Source organism: Sphingomonas sp. G-3-2-10, assembly GCF_012927115.1.
GTDB lineage: Bacteria > Pseudomonadota > Alphaproteobacteria > Sphingomonadales > Sphingomonadaceae > Sphingomonas.
Window position 1 is genome coordinate 863,082 of the sequence record NZ_JABBFY010000001.1, and the last position, 19,379, is coordinate 882,460.

A 19,379-nucleotide genomic window follows, 5' to 3' on the forward strand; every position below is an offset into this window, starting at 1 on the left:
TTCGCCATACCGCAAATTCGAAACAATGAAATTCAGGCCCCGGGAGAGAGACTTTGGCCACCGCACCCGAAATCGACGCGCCGGCGGATCCGCTGGAGGCGTTCCGCAGCGAAGCCCGCGAGTGGCTGGCGGCGAACTTCGACCCCGATCTGCGCGGCAAGGACAATTCGATGTCCGCCGTCGAAGGCCCCAATGACGACACGCCCGAACAGGCGGCATGGAAGAACGCGATCGGCGCGAAGGGCTGGAGCGTGCCGACCTGGCCGAAGGAATATGGCGGCGGCGGGTTGAGCCGGGCCGAGGCGCGGGTGCTGCAGGAGGAGATGGCCAAGGTCGGGGCGTGGAACCCGATGGGCGGCAGCATGGGCGTGATGATGTTCGGCCCGACGCTGCTGGAATATGGTACCGAGGAGCAGAAGCAGGAGCACATCCCGCCGATCGTGCGCGGCGAGTTGCGCTGGTGTCAGGGCTATTCGGAGCCGGGCGCGGGATCGGACCTCGCCAGCCTGCAATGCTTCGCCGAGGATCACGGCGATCATTATGTGGTGAACGGGCAGAAGACCTGGACCAGCGGCGGTCAGTGGGCGGACAAATGCTTCATGCTCGTCCGCACCGACAAGTCGAAGAAGCATGAAGGGATCACCTTCCTGCTGTGCGACATGACCAGCCCCGGCGTGGAGGTGAAGCCGATCCAGCTGATCTCCGGATCGTCACCCTTCTGCGAGACGTTTTTCACCGATGTGAAGGTGCCCAAGGGTAACCGTGTCGGCGCGGAAGGGCAGGGCTGGACGATCGGCAAAAGGCTCCTCCAGCACGAGCGCAACAGCCTGGGCGGCGGCGGATCGAGCGCTTCGCGGCTGTTCGCGGGCGCGCCGCTGTCGGCGCTGGCGAAGAAATATGTCGGCGTGGATGCCGAAGGCAGGATCGCCGATGGCGAACTGCGCTCCAAGATCATCAAGCACGAGATGGACATGCGCGCCTTCGCACTGACGCTGCGCCGGGTGCAGCTCGACGCCAAGTCCAATTCGGGACCGAGCGCCGCGACGTCGATCATGAAGAATGTCGGCGCGCGGATCATGCAGGAGCGATCCGAGCTGCTGATCGAGATCCGCGGGATGGCGGGCCTTGGCTGGGAAGGCGAGGGCTTTGACGAGGACGCGCTGAAGGACACGCGCCACTGGCTCTTCGGCAAGGCGGTGTCGATCTATGGCGGGTCGAGCGAGATCCAGAACAATGTGATCGCGAAGCGCATCCTGGGGATGTTGGATCATCAATAGCGAAAATAGCCCTCGCTCCATCGGGGAGAGGGTTGGGAGAGGGGCAGTCTGAAAAAATCGAATGGGCCGCGTGGAGGGACTGCCCCTCTCCCCGGCCCTCTCCCCGGAGGGGAGAGGGAGAAGTTAGAATGGCCATACTGACCGAAGAACAGACGATGCTCCGCGACATGGCGCGGGAGTGGGCGGACAATGAGTCGCCCGTGACTGCCTTCCGCAAGATGCGCGATGCCGCGCCGGCGGAGATGTTCGATGCCGAAGCATGGAAGGCTCAGGCCGAGATGGGCTGGGCGGGCATCCTCGTGCCCGAGGCGCAGGGCGGGGTGGAGATGGGCTTCGTGTCGCTGGGTGCGGTGCTCGAGCAGCTTGGCCGCACGCTGACCGCGACGCCGCTCGCCGCGACTTCGGCTGCGACCGCCGCGATCGTGCTGGGCGGATCGGAAGCTCAGAAGGCGGCGTGGTTGCCCCGAATTGCGTCAGGCGAAGTGGTCGCGACGCTGGCGGTGGACGAAGGGCCGCGCTTCGCGCCCGACAGGATCTCGGCAAGCGTGAGCGGCGGAAAGCTGAGCGGAACCAAGGAATTCGTGACCGAGGGCGACAGCGCCGGACTGTTCGTCGTGGCGGCGGCCGACGGGCTTTATCTGGTGGCGGGCGATGATGCGGGCGTGAGCCGGTCGGCGCGGTATCTGGCGGATTCGCGGAGCCATGCTCAGGTGGTATTCGACGGCGCGGCGGCGGAGAAGCTGGCCGATGGCGGCGCGGATCTGCTGATCAAGGTGACCGACCGCGCGGCCGCAGCGACGTGCGCCGAAATGCTCGGCATGGCCGAAGCGGCGTTCGCGCAGACCAACGACTATCTCAAGACCCGCGTTCAGTTCGGCCAGGTGCTGGCGAGCTTTCAGGCGCTGCAGCATCGCATGGCGAAGATGTTTACCGAGCTGGAACTGATGCGTTCGGCGGTGGAAGGCGCGTTCGAGGCGATCGACGCCAACCGGCCCGACGTGCCGCAGTCGGTGAGCCTGGCCAAGGCGATCGCGGGCGATACGCTTAATCTGGTCAGTCGCGAGATGGTGCAGCTGCATGGTGGCATCGGCATGACCGATGAGCATGATGCGGGCTTCTACCTGAAGCGCGCGCGCGTTCTGGAGACGATGTGGGGCAATGCTTCCTGGCATCGCGAGCGGTTCGCGCGGCTAGGCGGGTATTGAGCCGCTAGGTTCCAGGATCGCTCCTCCCTCGGAGGGGGTGGCATGTTTCAGCATGACGGAGGGGGATTACCCGCGAGCGACACCGCTCGTGGATAATCCCCCTCCACCGCTTCTCGGTCCCCCTCCCCCTCCGGGGGAGGATTTGAAAATCGTGTCGCTGCGCCGTTGCTCGCCTCAAAGGGTATCGCCCCGCGGCTCGGTGGGACCCGGAACAAGTCAGCGTTTATCCCTTTCGAACAGGTAACCGGGCTCCGGCGAAGGCCGGAGCGCTGGCAACATCCTCCCCTACCTCCAACGCTCCGGCCTTCGCCGGAGCACGAAAACGCCCGTTTGGTCGAAAGGGATATGCCCCGAACAAGTCCGGGGTGACGCGTGGGGTGGCCAGGCGCCTCTCTGCGCTTACCCATTTCTGCCGTTTCGAAAAATGGTTCGGGACCGGTCCGGCCGTACCGATACCTATGACTTTCCTGCAACACCCTAGAACCGTCCTGCTTTGCAACGTTTGTTATGCTTGACGGACGCCGGGGAAACCGGCTTATTCGAGTATAGGGTATGGAGCCGCGAAGTGCTCCGGCCATGGTGGGAGAGATGATGATGATGCGGTTTCGCCTTTTGACGGCCTGTGCTGTGCCTGCGTTCGTGATGGCGCTGTCCGCGCCCGCTTTTGCCCAGGATGCCGCCGATCAGGACGACGGCAGCAACAACCCCGAAATCGTCGTGACGGCGCAGGGGCGCTCCGAAGTCTTGTCGGACGTGCCGATCGCAGTTTCGGCGGTGACCGCGGAATCGCTGGAGAAGACCGGCGCGAGCGATATCCGTCAGCTCAACCAGGTGGCCCCGTCGCTGCTGGTCTCGTCGACCGGTTCGGAATCGAACGGTTCGGCACGTATCCGCGGCATCGGCACGGTGGGCGACAATCCGGGCCTCGAAAGCTCGGTCGCGACCTTTATCGACGGCGTGTACCGCTCGCGGTCGGGCATCGGCCTGAACGAACTCGGCGATATCGAGCGGATCGAAGTGCTGCGCGGGCCGCAGGGCACGCTGTTCGGGCGTAACGCGTCGGCAGGCCTGATCAACATCGTCAGCAAGTCGCCGTCCTTCACTTTCGGCGGCAAGGCCGAGGCGAGCTATGGCAATTTCAATTACTGGCGCGGCCAGCTGGGCATTACCGGACCGCTGTCCGAGACGGTCGCGGCGCGGATCGATGGCGTCTATGTGAAGCGCGACGGCTTTTACGAGAATGTCGACGCCAGCGGCAACGTGATCGACCGGGTCAACGACCGCGACCGCTATTTCGTTCGCGGCCAATTGCTGTTCCAGCCGAATTCGGACCTGAGCGTCCGCCTGATCGGCGACTATACCAGTCGCAGCGAATCCTGCTGCGCGGCGGTCTATACCGGCCTCGACGAGACGACCGATCCGACGCCCGGCGTGCCCGGCGATTTCAGCACGGCTTCGTCGAACCGCATCGTCGCGGTGATGACCAGCTTGGGCTTCCGCAACCCGAGCGCCGGCGATCCCTATAGCCGCCGCATCGCGACCAATGCGAACCGGCCCTATACCGGCAAGACCACCGACTGGGGTCTGTCGGGCGAGATAAACTATGATTTCGGCGGCGCGACGCTGACGTCGATCACCGCCTATCGCGATTACAAGGCCGCGGGTGGCGGCGACATCGACTATAGCAATGTCGATATCCTGTACCGCGCCGACGACGGCAATTCCTATCGCCAGTTCCGCACCTTCACGCAGGAACTCCGCCTGCAGGGTTCGGCGTTCGAGGATCGCCTCAACTGGCTGATCGGCGGCTACTATGCCAACGAGAAGCTGCACGTTCGCGACAATCTGAAGTTCGGAACGCAATATGGTGCGTTTGCATCGTGCCGGCTGGTCGCGACGGTCAGCCCGAACGCGCTGCTGCGCGATCCGACCCAGCCCGGCTGTCTCGGCACGACCCCCCAGGTGGCGCTGGGCGGCGCGACCGGGCGGCAGGCCTTTGGCGGAGCGCTGGGCGCTGCCGCGCCGATCTTCCTCGCCGGTCTCGACCGGCTGAGCACGGTCAACAGCCTGGGCGACAATAACGCCGATTATTACCAGAAGAGCAGCAACTTCGCGGTCTTCACGCACAACATCATCAAGCTCACCGACACGGTGAACCTGACCGTTGGCGGCCGCTATACAAGCGAAAGCAAGGACTTCAGCGCGAAGTTCAACAACAATAACACCATCTGCCCGGTGCAGCGCGCCTTCTTCTCGCCGTATCTGACGGGCGGTGCGACGCCGCTGCCGGCATCGCTTCAGGGCCTTGCCGCCGGCGTGGTCAACCTGACCTGCCAGGGCAACAGCTCGAGCAGCCTCAACGCCCTCAATCTGGCGGATACGCGCGACGAGGACGAATGGACCGGCACGGCGGTGCTGTCGTGGAAGCCGACCAGCCGGCTGCTGGTCTATGCGAGCTATTCGAAGGGCTACAAGGCGGGCGGGTTCAACCTCGACCGTTCGGCGCTGGGCCTGCCGCAATATGCCGAGAATGATCCGCGCAATGTCGGCGGACGTGGCGCGGCCTTCGGGACGACGAACCTCCAGTTCGACGCCGAGAAGGTCAACGCCTATGAAATCGGCTTCAAATATAACGGCCGCCGCTTCAACATGAATGTCGCGCTGTTCCGTCAGGACTTCTCGGACTTCCAGCTCAACACGTTCAACGGCTCGGTCTTCCTGGTCCAGAACATCGCGGGCTGCAAAAACGATCTGAGCGGGGCTGACCGGGATCCGTCGGCGGCGACCGGCACCTGCCCGGCCGGGGAAATCGGTCCGGGCGTGCGCTCGGAGGGCGTCGAGCTGGAAGCCAGCTTCTATCCGTCGCGTAACGTGGCGGTGAATGCGGGCTACACCTATTCGAAGACCAAGTTCCGCAACAATCTGGTCGGCCGCAACACGGGCACCCCGCTCGACCCCGCGCTGTTCCTGCTGCCCGGCGACAATCTGTCCAACGCGCCAGAGCATGTCGTGACCACGTCCTTCTCGTGGACGCCGGATCTCGGCAGCAGCGGCCTTTCGGCGCTGTTCTACATCGATCAGCGTACCACCTCGGACTATAACACCGGCTCCGACCTGTTCCCCGAGAAGGAGCAGGACGGCTACACGGTGGTCAACGGCCGCATCGGTATCCGTGGCCCCGAGGAGAAGTGGGCGATCGAGTTCTGGGCGCAGAACCTGCTCAACGAGGATTATCAGCAGGTCGCGTTCAACTCGCCCTTCCAGGGATCGAACAGCCGCGCGCAGATCACCGCGCCCGGCTTTGGGGCACCGAGCTTCGCGACGGCAAACCAGCTCTTCTCGAGCTTTCTGGCCGAACCGCGGACCTACGGGATCACCGGCCGGTTCAAGTTCTGAGCCGGATGAAAAAGGAGGGGCGCGGACCTGAGGTTCGCGCCCTTCTTCGTTTCGGGGTCAGCGGACCGGAGCCGGCCCTTTCGTCGCGTGGAGTGTCATGACCGAGCCATCGCCATCACAGAGCGACGCCGACGCGCGTGCGATCCGCCGCCGTGGCGTGACGCTGACGCTGCTCACGCTGACCTATTTCTTCAGTTACATGGACCGGCAGATCCTCGCGATCCTGCAGGAGGACATCAAGCGGGACCTGATGCTGGTCGACTGGCAGCTCGGGCTGCTGGCGGGGCTGGCCTTCGCAGTCTTCTATGCGACTTTGGGCATCCCGGTCGCGTGGCTGGCTGACCGCGCCAATCGCAAGGGGATCATCGCGATCAGTCTGGCGGTGTGGAGTGCGATGACCGCGTTTGGCGGCCTTGCCCAGAATTTCACCCAGATGCTGCTCGCGCGGATCGGCGTGGGCATCGGCGAAGCGGGGTCTTCGCCACCGAGCCATTCGATGATCGCCGATCTCTATCCGCCCGAGAAGCGCGCCGGGGCGATGGGCATCTACTCGCTGGGCGTGGTGCTGGGCGCGGCGTTCGGCACGACGATCGGCGGGCTGGTGGCGCACCATTATGGCTGGCGGACCGCGATGTTCATCATCGGCCTGCCCGGTGTGGCGCTGGCGCTGATCGTCTGGCTGTTCGTCGTCGAGCCGCGCCGGGGACTGTCCGATCCGCAGCACGCTGCTGCGGCAGCAGCGCCGATGCCCCCGCTGCGCGACGGCTTCATCGCGATCCTGCGGACGCCGGCGGCGCTACATCTGGTGATGGCGGTGACCATCACATCGATGATCGGATACGGCCTGACCGCGTTCGGGCCGAGCTACATGCAGCGCTCGCTGGACTTCGACAAGGAACAGATCGCGCTCTATGTCGCGCTGCCCGCGGGCTTTCTCGGCATGTTGTCGGCGGTGCTGGGCGGCAAGCTGGCGGACCGGTTCGCGCGGACGCGGGGGCTGCACATGCAGAGCACGATGGTCGCAGTGCTTAAAACGATGGCGCTGCCGTTCACGCTGGCCTTTCTGATCCTCGACCTGCCGGTGGCGGCGATTTCGGCCTATTTCATCCAGGTGCTTCTGGCGAATAGCTATCTCGGCCCCAGCTTTGCGCTGATCCAGGGACTGGCACCGATGCGGCAGCGGGCCCTGTGGGCCGCGATCACACTGCTGGTGATCAATCTGGTGGGGCTGGGGCTGGGTCCGACGCTGGTCGGGGTGATCAGCACGCTGCTGAAGCCGGCGCTGGGGGCGGACTCGCTGCGCTGGGCGATGGTGACATTCGCCGCGGTGACGCCCTGGGCGATTTTCCATTACTGGCGGGCGGGGGTGCTGCTCAGGCACGGTTAAGGCGCGCGGGCCTCAATTGTCCGCATGACGATGACATCCATCCTGCTCGCCGCGCTTGCCGCCACCACGCCGATCCAATCGGGCGTGCCGACCGACTGCTCGCTGACCGTGTCGTTCGGCAGCTATGCGATGGGGATCGACCAGAATTCGTTGCGCAAGACCGAGCGGCTGCTGAAGCGTGACCGGACGGTGCGCAGCACGACCAGCCACCGCTGGGGCCGCGAAGGCGAAGTGACGCTGTGCGCGAAGACGCGGACGCCGACGCAGGCGCGGACGCTGTTCCGACGGGTGCGGGCGCTGATCCCCCCCAATCCTCGCGGCCCGGTGACGATCGAGACCCGCACGGGGCAGCGGGCCACGATTTCCAAGCCGCCGCGCTGAGGATGGCTTCGCGCCGCTCCGGGCGCTAGGCTCCGGCCATGCGGGGCGCGCGCGAAACTCTGTGGATAGCGGCTACGCTGGCTCTTTCGGCGTGCAGCGACGCGCCGGTGGCGAATGACAGCGCCGATCGCGGGAATGACGCTTCGCCTGCCCCCGTGGTGGAGAAGATCACGACGCGCTGCGCCGCCGCGGGCATGTCGGTCGAGCAGGATCGCAAGGGGCTGAACGTGCGGGCAGAGCCCGATGCGAAGGCGAAGATTCTGGGCGTGCTGCAGTCGGTCGAAGATCCCGAAAGCCATCGCTGGACCGGTCCGCCCGACTATTACGGCCCGGGTTTCCGCATCGTCGACGTGCGGGGCGACTGGGTGCAGATCGATGGCGCGGACCCGATTTCCGAAGGAATCGGCGACGATATTCCCAATTACACCGGCGCCGGATGGGTGCATTCGCGGGCGATCGCGATCGACCTGCAGCGGCCGGAGCAAGGCGTGACGGGTCCGGCGCGCGCGGCGCCCGATGAAACCGCCGCCGTGATCGATCCCGACGGCGCGGTGAATGCGCATATGGTGCGCCAATCGCTGAAACTGCTCGATTGCCGCGGCGAATGGTTGCGGGTCGAGTATCGCCAAACCGCGCGGCGCGATGCGAACGGCCAGTGGATCGACTATACGCCCGCCGAGATTGCGCGGAGCAAACCGGTGCAGGGCTGGGTGCGAAGCTATGCCTTCCGCACCAGGCAGACGTGCGAATCCGGCGCCCTCAAGTGCCGGAGTGACGGCAGCGTGAACTGGAACGCGACGTTCGGTTACGAATGAATTGGCGGTTACGAATGAACGCGCCGGTCAGCCGCCGAAGCGGGCGCGGCGTTCGGTGTTGGGCGTGCCGCCCCGGGCGGGCGCGAAGCCGCTGAAATTGCCGGAGCACACCGCAGCTGCCATCTTCGCGGCAGGTGTTCCGGGATTGATCACCTTGGCCTCTCCTTCGGTCGAGGTCTCGGTCACCGCCGTGCCGTCCAGCAGGATTCTGATGTCGCGGATCGCGAAGGTGTTGGCAGCGCAATCGAAGCGATATTTGATCCGCAGCTCGGAATAGAGCGTGCCGTTGCCGAGATCCTGATTGCGGGCGAAGACGTTCGAGTTCCAGGCTTCGCGAATATCCTTGGCGGGGTTGGTGACCGACTTGGCATCGACGAGCATGAGGCTTTCGCGCTCGGTGCCGCTGGCCGTCACGTCGACGAAGCGCCAGTCCGACGCCTGCGCAAAGGCCGTTCCCGGCGCGAGCAGGGCAATGGCGGCCAGAAGATGGGTCGGCTTCACGTTCATTCTCCCCCGGGAACTGATGTCAGAGATCGAGCACACGATCGTCGAACAGTCCATAGGCCAATGTCGAGGCGTAGAAGGCCACGGCCTTTTCGCGCGGCATGGTGCCGGCCCATTTGCGCATGTCGAATGCCGCGTTCTGTAGCGCCATCAGCGCCTGCGAGGCGACAAGGGGATCGATCGCGCGGATCGATCCTTCGGCGATGCCATCGGACAGCATGCCGGCATAGCGGCGGGCGATGCGGTTCGACCGGTCGATCATGGTCGAGCGTTCGCGTGGCGGCAGGCCTGACAGCGCGGTGGTGCGCAGCAGCGGCCCGCGCTCGGAGAACTGGACGTCGAGCAGTGTCGCGATGGTGTTTTCGAGACGGTCCCAATGGGTGCCGCCGCCTTCGTCCGCGAGGCGCTGGGCATCGGCGATGATGTCGAAGCTGCGCTTGTAACAGGCGATGACCAGCTCGTCCTTGGCATCGAGATGGTGGTAGAAGCTGCCCTTGGTGACGTTGAGCTCGCTCGCGATCTTCTGGACCGACGCGCCGCGATAGCCGAGTTCGTTGATCAGGCGGGTGGCGGCAAGGAGAAAGGCTTCGCGGCCCGGCTCGGGCTCGTCATGTTCGAGGTCGAGCATGGTCGGCGACCAGCTCTGGCCCGGCGCGGCGATGCCTTGGCTGAAGACTTGCATCAGCCGCGCCTCGACACGCGGATACTCGTCGACTTCGTAGCGGGTGAGCCAGGCGGTGAGCCAGAAGGTGTTTTCCAGCAGCACATGCGCGCGGGCGCCGCGAAGATCGGTTTCGGCGCGCGTGCCCTCCGCGCCCCACAGGCTGCGGGTCATGCGGAACACTTCGCGCCAGCCGGCGAGCAACTCGCGCTTCAACGCGCCGTCCATCGCGCGAAGATCGGAGAGGATGGCGAGCGCCTTTTCCTCGCCGCGCTGGATCGCCGCCAGCCGTTCGAAATTGATGCGCAGATAACGGGCAACGCGGGCCTCTGGCGTCGGCTCCCGCATCGCGTCGGTCAGCATCTCGCGCAGCTTGTCGAGCGTTTGTTCGAACGCAGCGGCGGCAAGGTCTTCCTTGCGCTTGAAATAGTAAGTGACCGAGGTGGTGTTCAGCCCGACGCGGCGCGCGACGTCGGCAAAGGTCATGCCCTTGGCGCTCTGTTCGTTGATCGCGTCGGCGGCCGCGGCGAGGATCGCGTCGCGCTTTGCCTGAAAGCGCTTGGTTCCTCCTTCCGTGCTCGCCTTGTCGGCTGCGATATTGTCCGGGGCATTCATCGGGCCAGCTTAGCCATTTCGGTGCGATCCAAAAGAGTTTTTTGGAATTTCGCGGGACATTCGAACCCACGTTTTTTCAGGGGCTAATCCCCTTTACCGAAAAACCGGTACGCTCTAAGCCAGATTCGAACAGTATCAGGAGAAGATGTCATGGACTTCACGCTGAACGAGCGCGAGACCTATTACCGCGACCGCGTGAAAGCCTTCATCGATGCAAATGTCCGGCCGCGACAGCATGACTATCATGCCGAAGCGGACAGCGGCGAGCGGTGGAAGGTCAACCGCGTGCTGGAGGAGGTGAAGGCCAAGGCCAAGGCCGAGGGTTTGTGGAACTTCTTCATGCCGCCGCATTCGGGCCAGGCGCATGTCGACGACAGTTTCGAGTTTCGCGGCGAGCAACTGACCAACCTCGAATACGCGCTGTGCGCCGAGGAGATGGGGCGGATTGGCTGGGCGCCGGAGGTGTTCAACTGCTCGGCACCGGACACGGGGAATATGGAAGTCTTCCACCGTTATGGCACCCGCGCGCAGAAGGATCGCTGGCTGAAGCCGCTGATGGAAGGCGAGATCCGTTCGGCCTTTCTGATGACCGAGCCGGCGGTGGCATCGTCCGATGCGACCAACATCCAGACGAGCATGGTTCGCGATGGCGACGACTATGTGATCAACGGGCGGAAATGGTGGTCTTCGGGTGTCGGCGATCCGCGTTGCGCTGTCGCGATTGTTATGGGAAAGACCAATACCGAAGCCGCCAAGCATTCGCAGCAAAGCATGATCCTGGTGCCGCTCGACACGCCCGGCGTGAAGATCGAGCGGATGCTTTCGGTTTATGGGTATGATCACGCGCCGCATGGGCATGGTGAAGTGGTGCTGGAGAATGTACGGGTTCCGGCGGAGAATTTGCTGCTGGGTGAAGGGCGCGGTTTCGAGATCGCGCAGGGCCGTCTGGGGCCGGGCCGCATCCACCATTGCATGCGCACCATCGGGGTCGCCGAGGAAGCGATCGAAGCAATGGCGAAGCGGCTGCTGAGCCGCGTGGCGTTCGGCAAGCCGATCGCGTCGCATTCGGTGTGGGAGCAGCGGATCGCGCGGGCGCGGATCGATATCGAGATGACCCGCTTGCTGTGCCTGAAGGCCGCGGACATGATGGACAAGGCCGGCAACAAGGCGGCGCAGCTCGAGATCGCAATGATCAAGGTGCAGGCGCCGCTGATGGCGCTGCAAATCCTCGACGACGCGATCCAAGCGCATGGCGGCGGCGGCGTTTCGGGCGATTTCGAGCTGGCGCATAACTGGGCGTCGGTGCGCACGCTGCGCTTCGCGGATGGTCCGGACGAGGTCCACAACCGGGCAATCGCGCGGAACGAGTTCGGGAAGTATCACGATTTCCGGGCGGACCGGGTGAGTTCGGGGGATATCGGGGTGAGCCGGTGATGAAGGCAGCCGTCCTTCGAGAAGCAAAGCAGCCGCTGGAGATCACCGAGGTCGAGCTTGGCGAACCCGGCCCGCGCGAAGTGGTGATCCGGACGGCGGCGGCGGGCGTGTGCCGATCGGACCTGCACTTTGCCGACGGGGCGTGGCCGCATCCCGTGCCGACCGTGCTGGGGCATGAAGCTTCGGGCGTCATTGAGCGGGTGGGAAGCGACGTGACGCGGTTGAAGCCGGGCGATCATGTCATCACCTTCTTCACCGTGTTCTGCGGCAGCTGCGAATTCTGCGTGAGCGGGCGGCCGTCGTTGTGCGTCGATCCCTCGACAAAGCGTCCGGCCGATGCGGAGCCGCGGCTGAAGCTGCCCGACGGGACGCCGGTGACGCAGTTCATCAACCTGTCGTCCTTCGCCGAATATATGCTGGTGCACGAGAATGCGTGCGTCGCGATCGACAAGGCGATGCCGCTGGACCGCGCCGCGCTGCTTGGTTGTGCGGTGATCACCGGGGCGGGCGCGATCTTCCATGACAGCAAGGTGCAGCCGGGCGAGAGCGTGGCGGTGATCGGTGCGGGCGGGATCGGCCTTTCGGCGATCAACGCCGCGAAGATCGCGGGGGCGGGGATGATCATCGCCATCGATCCGGTGCTCGAAAAGCGCGAGCTGGCGATGAAGATGGGCGCGACCCATGCCATAGACGCGAGCGCGGACGATGTCGCCAAGCAGGTGATGAAGCTGACCGGTGGCGGCGCGCATTATGCGATCGAAGCGGTCGGGCGGTCGAGCACCGCGGAGCTGGCGTGGAACATCCTGCGCCGGGGCGGCACCGCCACGATCCTGGGGATGATCGCGCCGGGCAACAGCGTGAGCCTGGCCGGGCCGACCTTCCTGAGCGGGAAGAAGATCCAGGGATCGTCGCTGGGTTCAACCCGCTTTCCGATCGACATGCCGCGGCTGGTGAAGATGTATCTCGACGGGCTGCTCGACCTCGACACGATGGTGGCCGAGCGGATCGCGCTGGAGGACGTCAATGACGCGCTGGAGAAGCTCCGCAAGGGAGACAGCGCGCGATCGGTGATCATCTTCCCATGAGCGATATGGACGAGGTTAAGCTGGGCGACTGGCTGGCGGCGAACGTCAAAGGCTTCAAGGGGCCGATGACGGTCCGGAAGTTTCCGGGCGGGCAGAGCAATCCAACCTACCGTATCGATGCGGCGAGCGGGTCGTACGTGCTGCGGCGCAAGCCGTTCGGTCCGATCCTGCCCTCCGCCCATGCGGTGGATCGCGAGTACAAGCTGATCGCGGCGCTGCATCCGGCGGGCTTTCCGGTCGCGAAACCTTATGGGCTTTGCGAGGATGACGCGGTCATCGGTTCGGCCTTCTACATCATGGAGATGGTCGAGGGCCGGACGCTGTGGGACGGGTCGCTGCCCGGGATGCCTCCGGCGGAGCGGACCGCGCATTACAATGCGATTGTCGATACGCTGGCGAAGCTGCATTCGATCGATGTCGATCGGGTGGGGCTGAGCGATTACGGAAAGCCGGGCAATTATTTCGAGCGTCAGGTGGGCCGCTGGTCGAAACAGTACAAGGCCAGCCAGACCGACGATCTGCCCGAGATGGACAAGCTGATCGAGTGGCTGCCGCGCACCGTGCCCGAGCAGACGCGGATGAGCATCGTCCACGGCGATTTCCGCATCGACAATATGATCTTCGACAATCGCGATCCGCGGGTGATCGCGGTGCTCGACTGGGAATTGTCGACGCTGGGCGATCCGCTGGCGGACTTTTCCTATTTCCTGATGAGCTGGGTGACCCAGCCCGAGGGGCGTAGCGGCGTGATGGGGCTGACAGGCCCTGCCACCGGCATCCCGACGATCGACGAGGTCGTGGCGCGATATTGCAAGGCGACCGGGCGCGACGGGGTGCCCGATCTCGACTGGTATTTCTCGTACAACCTCTTCCGGCTGGCGGGGATCGTTCAGGGGATCAAGAAGCGGATGATCGACGGCAATGCGTCGAGCGATCAGGCGGCGGCGACCGTGGCGCGGATGCCGGGGCTGGTCGCGGCGGCGTGGGAGTTCGCGGTGAAGGCGGGGGCGTGATGCGCCCGTTCGTGTCGAGCCTAGTCGAGACACGGCGTTGACGACTTCGGTTTCTCGACTTCGCTCGAAACGAACGGAGAAATGGACGTGAATTTGTTCGACCTGAGCGGCAAGGTGGCGATCGTCACCGGATCGACCAAGGGCATCGGCCGCGCGGCGGCGGAGGCGCTGGCGGAGCATGGCGCGAAGGTCGTGATCTCCAGCCGCAAGCAGGATGCGTGCGAGGAAGTCGCCGCGGTGATCAACGCAGCGCATGGCGAGGGCACGGCGATTGCGGTGGCCGCGAGCATTTCGGACAAGGCCGCGCTTCAGAACCTTGTCGACGAGACGCGGCGGGCGTTCGGCCGGATCGACATCCTCGTCTGCAACGCGGCGTCGAACCCATATTACGGGCCGATGGCTGGGATCAGCGACGAGCAGTTCCGCAAGATCCTCGACAACAACATCCTGTCGAACCACTGGCTGGCGCAGATGGTCGGGCCTGAGATGCGCGAGCGCAAGGACGGGGCGATCATCATCGTTTCGTCGATCGGCGGGCTGCGCGGATCGCCGCTGATCGGCGCGTACAACGTCTCAAAGGCAGCCGACATGCAGCTGGCGCGCAACCTTGCCGTCGAGCTGGGGCCGGACAATGTGCGGGTAAACTGCATCGCGCCCGGTGTGATCAAGACCGATTTTGCCCGCGCGCTGTGGGAGGATCCGGAACGGGTGAAAGCGATGAACTCGGTGCTGCCGCTGCGGCGGTTCGGCGAAGTCGAGGATGTCGCAGGCGCAGTGGTGTTCCTTGCCAGCAAGGCGGGCGCCTACATCACGGGACAGTCGATCGTGATCGACGGAGGGACGACGATATGACGCGGTTCGCAGGCAAATCGATCATCGTGACCGGCGCGGGTTCGGGCATCGGCCGGGCGACCGCCAGGGCGTTCGCGGCGGAAGGCGGGCAAGTGATCGCCGCCGACAAGACCGATGCGGTCAACGCAACGGTCGAGGCGATCAAGGCAGGGGGCGGCGCGGCGATCGCGGTGCAGATGGATGCCGGGTCCGAGCGCGACGTCGAGGATGTGGTCGCGCTGGCCTGCGCCGAATTTGGCGGGCTGGATGTCTTCTACGCCAATGCCGGGATTTCGGGCGGGATTACCGGCCTGTTCGAATCCGATGTCGAGCTGTGGACCGAAGTGTTGCGGGTCAATCTGATCGGGCCGTTCCTGGCGATCAAACATGCCGCGCCGCGGATGGTGGATCGCGGCAAGGGCGCGATCGTGTGCACCGCCAGCGTCGCGGGCCTTCGATCGGGCGCGGGCGGACCGGCCTATTCGGCTTCGAAAGCCGGGGTGATCAATCTGGTGCAGACGAGCGCACAGCAGCTGTCGGGATCGAATGTGCGGGTGAACGCGATCTGTCCGGGCCTGATCGAGACGGGCATGACCCAGCGCGCGTTCGAATATGCGCGCGACAAGGGCGTTGAGGACAAGATCGGGCGGCTCAATCCGCTGCGCCGCGCCGGCGTGCCCGACGAGATTGCGCGGGTGGCGCTGTTCCTCGCGTCCGACGAGGCGAGCTATGTCAACGGACAGGCATGGGTGGTCGATGGCGGGCTTTCGACCAGCCATCCGGTGACGCGGCAGGAGTTCGGCAAGACCGCGGCCTGATTGACTCGCGGGCGGACCCGCTACAGCCTCTCTCCCAGTATTCGAGAGGAGTGGGTGCCATGTCGATCCTGTTGCGATCCCTGTTTGTAGCGCTGTGCCTGTCGCCGGTTCCGGCGATGGCGCAGGATTATGCGAATGACGAAGTGGTCGTGACCGGATCGCGGCGCGCATCCGGCGGGTTCGATGCGTCGCGCCCGGTGATCGGACTGCGCCGCGCCGCCGACTTCGCGATCCTGCAGGTCTCGATCGTCGGCGATACGCGCGATCGCGAGGTGCGGCGCACCGAAATCCTGCAGATGGTGCGCAGCGCGATCGAGCTGGCGCCCAAGCATCAGGTCGAGCTGGCGACGGGCAGCGTCGTGGTCGAGCCGCTGACGCTGGCCAATTACCGCAATCTGGGCTTCACGGGAGACGGCCGGCCCGATACCGATCGGGTGACGTTCCGCGTCAAGGTGAAGCTGGGATCCGGCGTGGACGGCGTTGCCGCGCGCGAGCGTATCCAGCGCTTCCTGAAGGCGGTTCCTTCCGTGGGCCGCGCCGAGGTTCAGGGCGACGAGGGCAATCTGACGCTGTCGATCGTCGGGCCCGACAAGTTTCGCGGCGAAATCCTCGACATCATCGCCGCCGACGCCAAGGCGGTCACCGGGCGGCTGGGACCGGACTATGGCGTGGAGCTGCGCGGGCTCGACCGGCCGGTGGAGTGGACGCAGGTCGGGCTGACCGATGTGTTCCTCTATGTGCCTTACACGATGGTCGTCTCCCCCAAGCCCTAGGGTTCGATTGACTTGGCCCCGGCACCGCGACAGCTTTCGGTCATTGCCGAGAGGAGAGGGTGCCATGTCGATCTTCAAGCGTTCCCTGATTGCGTTGCTGTTCCTGATGCCTGCGCCCGCGCTGGCTCAGGATTACGGCAATGACGAGATTGTCGTGACGGCTTCGCGCCGCGAATCCGACGGGTTCGACGAGACGCGTCCGGTGATCGGGCTGCGGCGGCCGGCCGATTTCGCGATCCTCGAAGTCACGATCGCGGGCGACACGCGCGATGAGGCGAAACGGCAAAGCGAGATCATGGCGATGGTGCGCAGCGCGATCGAGCTGGCCCCGAAACATGGCGTCGAGCTGGCGACAGGCGACGAAGTGGTCGAGCCGCTGACCGTGGCCAATTTCCGCGACCTCGGTTTCACCAACGACAATCGGCCCGATACGGACCGGGTCAGCTTCATGGTGAAGGTGCGGCTGGGATCGGGCGTCGATGGCGCGACGGCGCGCGACCGCGTTCAGAAGTTCATCAAGGCAGTGCCTGCGGTCGGTCGCGCGGAGATAAGGGGCAGCGGCGACGATCTGACCCTGTCGATCGTCGGGCCGGACAAGTTTCGCGGCGAAATCCTCGATATCGTCGCGGCGGATGCCAAGGCGGTCTCGGGCCGGCTCGGCCCCGATTATGGCGTCGAGCTGCGCGGGCTGGACCGGCCGGTGGAGTGGACGCAGGTCGGGCTGACCGACGTGTTCCTCTATGTACCGTACAACATGGTCGTGCGGCCGAAGAGCAACTGATGCTTGTCGCGATCGAGATCGTCGCGACGCCTGAGGGCGAAGCGCCGCTTTGGGTGCGCGAGGCGTGGGTCGGCGTACGGCTGCCGTTGATGCAGTCCGAGCCGAAGCGGATACGGACGACGGGGGTCGTGACCGGCCCGCGGAGCTGGATCGGACAGATCGGGGCGATGCTGCTCGGCAGGAGCAGGTTCATGCACGGCTATCTGGTGGAGAGCCATGCCGCAATCTTCCTGCTGAACGAGCGGCGGCCCGACGCCGCGGCGTGGTGGCGCACCGAGACGCGGTTCGAGGAAGCGGGCCGCGTCTTCGTGTTCGACAGCGCGGCCTGCAAGCCTTTCGTTTAACGCCGTTCGCGGACCACGCCTTCCTGGCTGGCGCTGGCGATCAGGCGGCCGTCGCGCGAGAAGATCTTGCCGCGATTGAACCCGCGCCCGTGCCCGGCCCAAGGACTGTCGCAGCTGTAGAGCAGCCACCCGTTGAAGTTCACTTCCTCGTGAAACCATAAGGCGTGATCGAGGCTGGCCGACTGGAGATTGCCGGTCATCCAGTGCATTCCGTGCGGTAGCGTCGCGGTGCCGAGCAGGAGCATGTCCGACGCATAGGCCAGCATCGCGCGGTGCAGGATCGGATCGTGCGCGACCGGCAATGCGAGGCGCATCCAGCAATGCTGGAGCGGTTCGGCATGAGTGGTGCTGAACCACTGGCGCGGGCGCACGGGGCGCAGCTCGATCGGGCGCGAGCGCAAGGCGAAGTCGCGGAACTGCGCGGGAATGCGATCCGCTACCGCACCGAACAGCTCGGTTTCGTTCTTGAGGTCCTCGGGCGGCGTGACGTCGGGCATCGCATCCTGATGCGTGACGCCATCCTCGGGCAGCTGGAACGATGCCGCCATGTTGAGGATCGGCTTGCCCTGCTGGGTTGCGATGACGCGACGATTGGCGAAGCTGCGCCCTTCGAAATCGCGGACCACGCGGAAGACGATCGGATGGCCTTCATCGCCGCCGCGCAGGAAATAGGCATGGAGCGAATGCGCTGTCTTCTCGTCGCCGATCGAGCGCTGTGCGGCCTGCAGCGCCTGCGCAATCACCTGTCCGCCGAACACGCGGCCGACGCCGCCGGGCTGGCGTGCGCCGCGATAGAGATCGACGTCGATCTGCTCGACATCGAGCAGATCGATCAGCTGGGCGACGGCGGCCTCGGTGGTCTTGGCCCGGCCCGTGGGAATATCTTCGGTCATCAGTATCCGGCTGCTACCGCCAATTGATCGGCGTGGAAATTGGTATCGCCGAACATCTCGGCAAGGACGCGGGCGCGCTTCATGTAGAAGCCGATATCATATTCGTCGGTCATGCCGATGCCGCCATGCATCTGGACACCTTCCTGCACCGCCAGCGTGGTGGCGAGGCCCGTCATCGCCTTGGCGACCGAGACGGCTTGCGTCGCGTCCTGCCCGGCATCGAGCAGCTGTTGCGCCTTGAGCACCGCGGCGCGAGCGACTTCCATCTCGGAATAGAGATGCGCGGCGCGGTGCTGGAGCGCCTGGAAGCTGCCGATCGGCACGCCGAACTGCTTGCGATCCTTGAGATAGGCATAGGTCATGTCCGCAGCACCGCCCGCGACACCCACCAGTTCGGCCGACGCGCCCGTGCGGCCCGCGGCGAGCAGGCGGTTGAGCACGATGCGGCCCTGATCGACATCGCCGATCACCGCGTCGGCATCGACTTCGACGCCGTTCAGTTCGAGCCGGGCGGCGAGGCTGGCATCGGCGAGGCGCTGCGGATCGGCGGTGAGGTCGGCGGCGTCCTTCGTGATGGCGAACAGGGTGACACCTTCATCGTCATCGGGCGAACCTGCGGTGCGCGCGGCGACGAGGATGACATCGGCGACATGGCCGTGGGTGACGAACTGCTTGGCGCCGGTCAGGCGGAAGCCGTTGCCCGAACGCTCGGCCTTGAGCGCGATCGCGCCGTCATGCTTGCGGCCTTCGTCGATCGCCAGCGCGGCGACGGTTTCGCCGGCGATGATGCCGGGGAAATATTGTTCGCGGATCGCACTGCCCTTCAGCGCTTCCACGGCGGCGACGGCGGTGGCGAGGAAGGGGGAAGGGGAGAGGTTCCGCCCGATCTCCTCCAGCACCACGCCGGCTTCGACATGGCCGAGGCCAAGGCCGCCATCGGCTTCGGGGACCAGCACGCCGGTGAGGCCGAGTTCGGCGAACTGTTTCCACAGATCGCGGCTGAAGCCGGTGGCGTCATTGGCGTCGCGCAGCGCGCGCATATGGCTGACGGGGGCGTGTTCGGCGACGAAGTCCTTTGCGGTGTCGCGGAGCATCTGCTGTTCGTCGGTGAGGTACAGGGGCATTTCTATTTCTTTCTTCTTCTCCCTCTCTCCGCTTGCGGGGAG

At 65.2% G+C, this 19,379-nt stretch carries 18 protein-coding genes; 14 read left to right on the plus strand and 4 right to left on the minus strand.

Annotation, left to right across the window (positions count from 1 at the left end):
• Positions 1-53 precede the first annotated feature (53 nt).
• The 6 genes from HHL13_RS04370 (at position 54) to HHL13_RS04395 (ending at position 8,461) form a co-directional block, all read left to right on the plus strand.
• Positions 54-1,277, plus strand: a complete 1,224-nt coding sequence (locus tag HHL13_RS04370; RefSeq protein ID WP_169554519.1) for an acyl-CoA dehydrogenase family protein — start codon at positions 54-56, stop codon at positions 1,275-1,277.
• A 128-nt stretch (positions 1,278-1,405) separates the two neighbouring features.
• The gene (locus HHL13_RS04375) at positions 1,406-2,482 is read left to right on the plus strand and encodes an acyl-CoA dehydrogenase family protein (RefSeq protein ID WP_169554520.1); all 1,077 of its coding nucleotides are present in this window, start codon (positions 1,406-1,408) and stop codon (positions 2,480-2,482) included.
• 594 nt (positions 2,483-3,076) lie between these two features.
• Entirely contained in the window at positions 3,077-5,878 is a 2,802-nt protein-coding gene (locus HHL13_RS04380) for a TonB-dependent receptor (RefSeq protein WP_346775475.1), read from the plus strand.
• 97 nt (positions 5,879-5,975) lie between these two features.
• Positions 5,976-7,265: an MFS transporter gene (locus HHL13_RS04385; RefSeq protein ID WP_169554521.1), complete on the plus strand. Its 1,290-nt coding sequence runs from the start codon at positions 5,976-5,978 to the stop codon at positions 7,263-7,265.
• A gap of 24 nt (positions 7,266-7,289) precedes the next feature.
• A complete protein-coding gene (locus HHL13_RS04390) occupies positions 7,290-7,646 on the plus strand; it encodes a hypothetical protein (protein ID WP_169554522.1) in 357 nt (118 codons plus the stop codon).
• A 38-nt stretch (positions 7,647-7,684) separates the two neighbouring features.
• Entirely contained in the window at positions 7,685-8,461 is a 777-nt protein-coding gene (locus HHL13_RS04395; RefSeq protein WP_169554523.1) for an SH3 domain-containing protein, read from the plus strand.
• A 27-nt stretch (positions 8,462-8,488) separates the two neighbouring features.
• Here the strand turns inward: HHL13_RS04395 and HHL13_RS04400 are convergent, their stop codons facing one another.
• Both HHL13_RS04400 and HHL13_RS04405 read right to left on the minus strand, forming a co-directional pair.
• Positions 8,489-8,962, minus strand: a complete 474-nt coding sequence (locus HHL13_RS04400; protein ID WP_169554524.1) for a surface-adhesin E family protein — start codon at positions 8,960-8,962, stop codon at positions 8,489-8,491.
• Positions 8,963-8,987: 25 nt separating this feature from the next.
• Complete coding sequence (locus HHL13_RS04405) at positions 8,988-10,241, minus strand: TetR/AcrR family transcriptional regulator (RefSeq protein WP_169554525.1); 1,254 nt, start codon at positions 10,239-10,241, stop codon at positions 8,988-8,990.
• 150 nt (positions 10,242-10,391) lie between these two features.
• Here HHL13_RS04405 and HHL13_RS04410 point away from each other — a divergent pair, with 150 nt between their 5' ends.
• The 8 genes from HHL13_RS04410 to HHL13_RS04445 all read left to right on the plus strand — a co-directional run bounded on the left by HHL13_RS04410 (position 10,392) and on the right by HHL13_RS04445 (position 17,320).
• Positions 10,392-11,675 (plus strand): acyl-CoA dehydrogenase family protein, encoded by a 1,284-nt coding sequence (locus HHL13_RS04410; RefSeq protein WP_169554526.1) that lies wholly within the window; start codon positions 10,392-10,394, stop codon positions 11,673-11,675.
• Entirely contained in the window at positions 11,675-12,760 is a 1,086-nt protein-coding gene (locus HHL13_RS04415) for a Zn-dependent alcohol dehydrogenase (protein WP_169554527.1), read from the plus strand. Before HHL13_RS04410 ends, HHL13_RS04415 begins: the two co-directional genes overlap by 1 nt.
• A complete protein-coding gene (locus HHL13_RS04420) occupies positions 12,757-13,773 on the plus strand; it encodes a phosphotransferase family protein (protein WP_169554528.1) in 1,017 nt (338 codons plus the stop codon). The genes HHL13_RS04415 and HHL13_RS04420 overlap by 4 nt, the downstream gene beginning before the upstream one ends.
• Positions 13,774-13,860: 87 nt before the next feature.
• Entirely contained in the window at positions 13,861-14,625 is a 765-nt protein-coding gene (locus tag HHL13_RS04425; RefSeq protein ID WP_169554529.1) for an SDR family oxidoreductase, read from the plus strand.
• Positions 14,622-15,422: an SDR family oxidoreductase gene (locus tag HHL13_RS04430; protein WP_169554530.1), complete on the plus strand. Its 801-nt coding sequence runs from the start codon at positions 14,622-14,624 to the stop codon at positions 15,420-15,422. Before HHL13_RS04425 ends, HHL13_RS04430 begins: the two co-directional genes overlap by 4 nt.
• Positions 15,423-15,481: 59 nt before the next feature.
• Complete coding sequence (locus HHL13_RS04435) at positions 15,482-16,195, plus strand: TonB-dependent receptor (RefSeq protein WP_169554531.1); 714 nt, start codon at positions 15,482-15,484, stop codon at positions 16,193-16,195.
• A gap of 64 nt (positions 16,196-16,259) precedes the next feature.
• Positions 16,260-16,976 (plus strand): TonB-dependent receptor, encoded by a 717-nt coding sequence (locus HHL13_RS04440; protein ID WP_169554532.1) that lies wholly within the window; start codon positions 16,260-16,262, stop codon positions 16,974-16,976.
• The gene (locus HHL13_RS04445) at positions 16,976-17,320 is read left to right on the plus strand and encodes a hypothetical protein (protein WP_169554533.1); all 345 of its coding nucleotides are present in this window, start codon (positions 16,976-16,978) and stop codon (positions 17,318-17,320) included. Before HHL13_RS04440 ends, HHL13_RS04445 begins: the two co-directional genes overlap by 1 nt.
• Here the strand turns inward: HHL13_RS04445 and HHL13_RS04450 are convergent.
• Both HHL13_RS04450 and HHL13_RS04455 read right to left on the minus strand, forming a co-directional pair.
• Positions 17,317-18,213 (minus strand): acyl-CoA thioesterase II, encoded by an 897-nt coding sequence (locus tag HHL13_RS04450; RefSeq protein ID WP_169554534.1) that lies wholly within the window; start codon positions 18,211-18,213, stop codon positions 17,317-17,319. The two genes, HHL13_RS04445 and HHL13_RS04450, sit on opposite strands and share 4 nt — an antisense overlap.
• Positions 18,213-19,337 (minus strand): acyl-CoA dehydrogenase family protein, encoded by a 1,125-nt coding sequence (locus HHL13_RS04455; RefSeq protein ID WP_169554535.1) that lies wholly within the window; start codon positions 19,335-19,337, stop codon positions 18,213-18,215. The genes HHL13_RS04450 and HHL13_RS04455 overlap by 1 nt, the downstream gene beginning before the upstream one ends.
• Positions 19,338-19,379: the final 42 nt, after the last annotated feature.